General features: G+C 58.0%; 6 protein-coding genes. 1 reads left to right on the top strand and 5 read right to left on the bottom strand.

The window, feature by feature from the left end; translation table 11 throughout:
* The 3 genes from B7L09_RS14990 to B7L09_RS14980 all read right to left on the bottom strand — a co-directional run.
* A partial coding sequence (locus tag B7L09_RS14990; RefSeq protein ID WP_094469471.1) for a T6SS amidase immunity protein Tai4 family protein occupies positions 1 to 400 on the bottom strand: 400 nt, incomplete at its 3' end.
* Positions 397 to 969, bottom strand: a complete 573-nt coding sequence (locus B7L09_RS14985; RefSeq protein ID WP_010464318.1) for a type VI secretion system amidase effector protein Tae4 — start codon at positions 967 to 969, stop codon at positions 397 to 399. The genes B7L09_RS14985 and B7L09_RS14990, both read right to left, overlap by 4 nt.
* Positions 969 to 1,553, bottom strand: a complete 585-nt coding sequence (locus tag B7L09_RS14980) for a PAAR domain-containing protein (RefSeq protein ID WP_010464316.1) — start codon at positions 1,551 to 1,553, stop codon at positions 969 to 971. The genes B7L09_RS14985 and B7L09_RS14980 overlap by 1 nt, the downstream gene beginning before the upstream one ends.
* 251 nt (positions 1,554 to 1,804) lie before the next feature.
* On the opposite strand from B7L09_RS14980, the gene B7L09_RS14975 reads away from it, so the two are divergent.
* The gene (locus tag B7L09_RS14975; protein ID WP_094469470.1) at positions 1,805 to 2,644 is read left to right on the top strand and encodes a 23S rRNA (adenine(2030)-N(6))-methyltransferase RlmJ; all 840 of its coding nucleotides are present in this window, start codon (positions 1,805 to 1,807) and stop codon (positions 2,642 to 2,644) included.
* A gap of 140 nt (positions 2,645 to 2,784) precedes the next feature.
* Here B7L09_RS14975 and msrA read toward each other — a convergent pair whose 3' ends face one another.
* Together msrA and B7L09_RS14965 are read right to left on the bottom strand one after the other, a co-directional pair.
* A complete protein-coding gene (gene msrA, locus B7L09_RS14970; protein ID WP_094469469.1) occupies positions 2,785 to 3,432 on the bottom strand; it encodes a peptide-methionine (S)-S-oxide reductase MsrA in 648 nt (215 codons plus the stop codon).
* Positions 3,433 to 3,647: 215 nt separating this feature from the next.
* On the bottom strand, positions 3,648 to 6,338 hold the full coding sequence (locus B7L09_RS14965) for a sensor domain-containing phosphodiesterase (RefSeq protein WP_094469468.1): 2,691 nt from the start codon (positions 6,336 to 6,338) through the stop codon (positions 3,648 to 3,650).
* Between the last annotated feature and the right edge of the window lies 1 nt (position 6,339).

The following is a 6,339-nucleotide window of genomic DNA, read 5'->3' as shown; positions in this document are numbered from 1 at the left end:
GGCTCTTGGATTGAATGAATGCATCGAACTCCTTGGAGTTGTAAACCTCTAGGCAACCATAAAAAACCATTTTTTTATCAGAATGCTTGCTGAGGGACGAGGTCTTTGCATAGGCATTACGCATGTACTTCTCGGTTTCTGCGTAAGGGTCGTGTGTGACCTCGAGGGTGTCCTCGTTTTGAATGATTAGATGCTGACCTTTGCCCATCGACGAGTAGGCGCCAATCGCAAGTCCAATGTCAGATTTGATGTCTGACTCGTTCTTGAACTGGCTGGAAATACAGTTGGCCAATCCATAATCTTTAAGGGTTTCTCGCGCCTTATCGATATTGATTTCTGCAGATAAGGCTTGCCCTGAAACGAGTAGCAGTGCCAGCACAACTAGCCGCGAGCTTGTCATCCTTTCAACTCCCAGAAGTTTATTTTTTCCAGCTTTACCCTTGGATTGTCATAGGTATGGCTGTCTTGCCTGTGGTAGTCACTGTCGTCACCGGTAACGCTCCCGTTCCAAAGGGTTGCGTGGCCTGACGCGTCGCTCCATCCGTTGATTTCCATGACAATGACGCCCTTTTTTCCATTTATAAAATTTGAATTGGTTTGCGTCAGCGTGTGGTCGGGCTCGCCCCAGTTATGCCTAAGAAAAGCGAGGAAATCGACCACCTTCATTATGTAGGGAAGCTGGTCCGCTCCACTCAGTCGATAGATGGGCTGGTTTTGTATGATCGTGCCTTTGGGGATTTTATATCCGCCGTAATTAAAAGCTCTGCTTATCCTCAGTGCGCAGGCATTCGCATAAGCATCAGGTTTTTCCGCTCTTGCCGCTTCGACTCCGCCTCCGACAAGTCCGTAAACCTCGACTGAGCCTTTATTACCTACTTCTGCATATGCGTTCCATAGCGTGCTGAAACGAGGCCTTTTAACTGAGATGCTGGAAGACACTCCGCCGGCGTTGATAACCACTTGAGCCATTATGCTTCCCCTTCCATGTCAATTATTTCGCTTGCGAATGCATTTGGGATGATGGCTACGCCCTTGACCCCGACTATCCCTGTCAGCGCTTTTTCGGTGGGGCCGCTAATGTTGACGGTAACCGTCTCGCCGGGCAAATAACCCGAGGTTGTCACATGAATATTCAAGTCGGTGTAAAACCGGGAAACTGACTTAACAGGAATCTGCTCATCGCCATAGGACAAAGAAATATCGGTGATGGACTTGGGACGATTGAGCACGGCAGTGATACCTGAAAAATCTGCTTTGTTGTGCTCTGCTCCACCATATACAGATGACTGAGCGGACATCACCTTGTTGGATTGTGGAGGGCAGCCGCAGGCAACGTAGTCACCTTCCAGGGCAACCAATCCGGCCGGTAACGTGATGGTTCTGGGCCCGACCGCGATGATGGGGCCTTTTCCTTTGCTGCAGGCTGGGCAACTTGCCAAGTGTCCAATGGAAGAGGTACTTACAGCGCTATCGATGTTGATACCGACATTCCCTTCCAGTACCGAGCCGCCGGTTGAGGTAGGCGCACCGATACCAATCATTTTCCGTCCCATGTAAATCTCCATTTTTACGGGCGTTAGGTCGGTCCGATCTTCGCACTCATGTGTAATCGGACTAAGGGCAGGATGTGGCGAGGTTGGCTGGGATGTTTTGGGGTTGCTGCGCAGCCCAACCGGGGCAAGCCCCCTCGCCACAGGCTCTTGGATTGACGTGAGATTGCGTGTCGGCAGTTGCCCGCTCAGCCGCGAACCCCTGACGTTCGCCTCGGTACAAGGTAAACTTCCCGCCCTTCGCAGGAGCAATCATGAATTATCGTCACGCCTTNCACGCCGGCAACCACGCCGATGTCTTCAAACACCTGACCTTGACCCGCCTCATCGCCCTGATGTCGCGCAAGGAGCAGCCGTTTGCCTACCTCGACACCCACGCCGGGATTGGTCTGTANGACTTGCAGGGCGANCAGGCGANCCGCACCGGTGAATACCTGGAAGGCATCGCGCGTCTGTGGGGTGAAAGCGATNTGCCGCCGCTGACCGCCGACTACATGCGCGTGCTGCACGAAATGAACCCGGATGGCCAGTTGCGTTACTACCCGGGCTCGCCGGAGCTGGCGCGCCGCCTCACGCGGCCCCAGGACCGTGTGTTGCTCAATGAGAAGCACCCGGAAGACGGCGTGCTGCTCAAGGACAACATGAAAGGTGATCGCCGGGTCAAAGTGCACCTGGGCGAGGGCTGGCATGTGCCGCGTGCGATGTTGCCGGTGCAGGAGAAGCGGGCGGTGATGTTGATTGATCCGCCGTTCGAGCAGCTCGATGAGATGCAGCGATGTGCGGCATCGCTGAAAGAGGCGATTGGCCGGATGCGCCAAACCGTGGCGGCGATCTGGTACCCGGTGAAGGACCAGCGCCTGTTGCGGCGGTTCTATCAGGATCTGGCTGGCACTGGTGCGCCGAAGTTACTGCGGGTGGAGTTGCTGGTGCATCCGCTGGACACGCCCAATACCCTGAACGGCTCGGGCCTGGCGATTGCCAATCCGCCGTGGGGGTTGGAGGAGGAATTGCGTGAGTTGCTGCCGTGGCTGTCCAAGAAGCTTGGNCAGACCCAGGGTGGGTGGCAGATGGATTGGTTGATTGCTGAGAGTTAATCAATTGCATGAGTGGCGTCTGATAGGACGCCATCGCGGGCAAGCCCGCTCCCACAGGGATTTATGTCGATCCCAAAAATGGGGTCAAACATAAAACCTGTGGGAGCGGGCTTGCCCGCGATGCTTTCAGGGCTCGAAAATCAGATCGGGCAGGTAACGCCCGTACCGCCAATCCCGCAATACCCTTCNGGATTCTTCGCCAGGTACTGCTGGTGGTACGCCTCGGCGAAGTAGACCGTCGGGGCTTCGTCGATCTCAGTGGTGATTTCGCCTTTCCCAGCCTTGGTCAACTCAGCCTGGAACACGTCCTTGCTGTGCCTGGCCGCTTCCAGCTGCGTCGGGTTGGTCGCATAGATCACCGAGCGATATTGAGTGCCGATGTCGTTGCCCTGACGCATGCCTTGCGTGGGGTTGTGCAGTTCCCAGAACATTTTCAGCAGTTCTTCATAGCTGATCTTGTCTTGGTCAAACACCACCAGTACCACTTCGCTGTGGCCGGTCAGGCCCGAGCAGACTTCTTCGTACGTCGGGTTCGGCGTGTAGCCGCCGGCATAACCCACTACCGTGCTGACCACGCCTTCACGTTGCCAGAACCTGCGTTCCGCACCCCAGAAGCAGCCCAGGCCGAAGATCGCGAAATCCACGTCCATCGCGAACGGGCCCAGCAGCGGGGCGTCGTGGACGAAGTGCTTTTCCGGCAGGTTCATTGGCGTTTCACGGCCAGGCAAAGCTTGTTCTTGAGTAGGCAGCACGTTTTTGTTCACCAGAATTTCCGAGCGCAAGACCATGATCAGTCCTCTCAGTCAGNTTGAATGTAAATTGTCAGACACGCAGTTTGCCCAATGCTGGCCGGTTACGCACTACCCGTGTGCCCCTGTGGGAGCGAGCTTGCTCGCGATAGCGGTGGATCAGGGATATGGATGCTGGCTGACACGCCGCCATCGCGAGCAAGCTCGCTCCCACAGGGATTGGGGGTGCTCCACAGGGATTTTGCGGTGTTATGTCAGACGAGCGGGCCGCGCGGGTAGCGCTTGAGTTTTTCGATCAGCTCGGCGCCGGGGATCGGGCGGTCGAACAGGTAGCCCTGGCCGACGTCGCAGCGGTGACGCCGCAAAAACGCAAGCTGCTCGGCGGTCTCGATGCCTTCCGCCACCACCTTGAGTTTGAGGTTGTGGGCCATGGCGATCACCGCTGAGGTGATTTCCATGTCGTCCTGGTTATCCGGAATTTCGTGGATAAAGCTGCGATCGATCTTGATGATGTCGATGGGGAATTTTTTCAAATAGCTCAGCGACGAGTAGCCGGTACCGAAGTCATCCATGGCCAGGGTCAGGCCAAAGCTCTTCAATTGATCCAGCTGCAGGCGCGTGTCTTCGGTGGCTTCCAGCAGCAAGCCTTCGGTCAGCTCAAGTTCCAGCAGGTTCGCTGGCAGCGCTTCTTCCTTGAGGATGTTGGCGATGGACGCCACCAGGTCCGGGTCGGAGAACTGCTTGGGCGACAAGTTGATCGCCACCTGAAGATTGCCCAGGCCGGCGGCGGTGAGGTCTTTGCTCATGCGGCAGGCCTGGCGGGCGATCCATTTGCCGATGGGGATGATCAAGCCGGTTTCTTCGGCGACGCTGATGAATTGATCGGGGCGGATCATGCCCTTTTCCGGATGGTTCCAGCGTAACAGCGCTTCCATGCCCAGCAAGCGGCCGCTGCGCAGGCACAGCTTGGGCTGGTAGAACACGTCCAGCTCGTTCTGGGTCAGGGCGCGGCGCAGGTTGTTTTCGACGAACAGCTTGTAACTGGCCTCGGCATTCAATGCCTCCGTAAATACCTGGACCTGGTGTTTGCCGTTGGCCTTGGCCTTGTGCAGGGCGAGCCCGGCGTTACGCATCAGGGTCTGCGGGTCACGGCCGTGTAATGGCGCGCAAGCCAGGCCCACGGAGCCGGTGACACTGATCAACTGGTTGTCGACGAACATCGGCTTGTCGAGGGTTGCCAACAACTGGCTGGCGACTTGCTGACCCACCGCGAGGTCGGTGTTGTCGAGCAGTACGGCGAATTCGTTACTGGCAAACCGCGCCAGGCTGCCACTCGGGCTCAGGCTGTTGCGCAGGCGGCGGGCCAGGCTGATCAGCAGCTTGTCGCCGGTCTGGTGGCCGAGGCTGTCGTTGATCCGCTTGAAGTTATCGATGTCTACCAGCAGCAGGCTGATCGGGCTGTCGCTGTCGCGGGCAAAGCGTTCATCAAGGTTGCGGATAAACGCCGGGCGGTTGCCCAGGTTGGTCAGGTTGTCGGTGTACGCCAGGCGTTCAATGCGTTGCTGGGCCAGCTTGGTCTGGGTGATGTCTTCGTAGATGCCGATGTAGTGGGTCAGCTCACGGTTGTCCCCATACACCTTGGAGATCGACAGCTGGCCCCAGTAGGGTTCCAGGTTTTTGCGCCGGCTCTTGAATTCACCCTGCCAGCTGTTGCTCTTGGCCAGGCTCGACGGCGCGTCGAATAGCAGTTCGCTGAGGTTTTCCAGGGCCGGCAGTTCCGACAGCCGCTGGCCGTGGACTTCTTCGGTGCTGTACTGGGTGATCGCCGTGAAGCTCGGGTTGACGTACTCCACCACGCCGTCACAGTTGACCAGCAAAAACGCGTTGGCGCTTTGCTCAACCGCACGCTGGAACAGGTGCAGCGCGCTGGTGGCGGTGCGGCGGTTGTGGTTGTTGATCACTTGCGCGAACTGGTCTGCCAGCTCGCCGGCAAAGGCGATCTCATCNGACTGCCAGGCGCGGGTCGCGCCGGTCTGTTCCAGGCACAGCACGCCGACCACCTGGCCGTCGACGCGGATACTGGCGTCGAGCATCGCGTTCACATCGCGCGGGCGCAGGTGTTCGGCCATTTCCCGGGTACGCGGGTCGCGCATGGCGTTGTGCGCATCGATAGCGCGGCTGCTGTGCAAGGCGTCCAGGTAACCCGGGAAGCCGCTGACGTCGATCGGATCCGGCAGTTGATAATCCCCGGAGGCTCGGTGATAGGCCGAGATCGGCACCAGCAGCGAGCCGTCGAGGTTCCACAGGCTCGCGCAGTCGATTTCGTAGATATCGCAGGCGCATCGGGTGATCAGTTCGGCGGCTTCTTGTAGGGAATTGTTGGAGCTGTAGCGCTGACGGGTCAGCAGCAGGATCAAGTCTTGCTGGGCGCGGACCCGATCCAGATGCTGCAGTTGCTCAAGCTGGGCGCGCTGATTGAGTTCCAGCGCGATTTGCAGGCGCGAGTTCTGGGTTTCCAGGTCCAGCGACGGCAACAGTGCTTCACCCTCGAACAAGCCGTCCACGACCATCAGGTAGCCGCGCAGCAGGTGTCGATTGTGTTGTCGGTAGGCTTCGCCCAGTTCGAGCAGACTCAGGGAGCCTTTGGCGGTGTGCAGGTTGTAGCGGATCAGGTAATGCGGACTCTGGGTCAGTTGCTGCTGGATCGCGTCGTGCAGTTGATAGCGCGCCTGAGGTTCCATCAGGCTGGCGTANGGGGNGTCGACCAGGGCACAAAGCTCCACGGCCGGCAGACCAAACTGTCGTTCGCAATTGGGATCGAGAAACAGGAGTGCCCAGCTAGCTTCATTCAGCCGTTCGAAACGCAGCATGCCGAGCCGCGAGGGCACNGGTAACTGCGTCACTACCTCGGCCGCCATACGGGCGACATCGGGTTGGCTTTTCATG

Origin of the sequence: Pseudomonas mandelii (assembly GCF_002251635.1) — a bacterium.
Classification (GTDB): Bacteria; Pseudomonadota; Gammaproteobacteria; order Pseudomonadales; family Pseudomonadaceae; genus Aquipseudomonas; species Aquipseudomonas mandelii_B.
The sequence above is the reverse complement of the archived record's forward strand: the minus strand, read 5'-3'. Positions and strand labels throughout refer to the sequence as shown.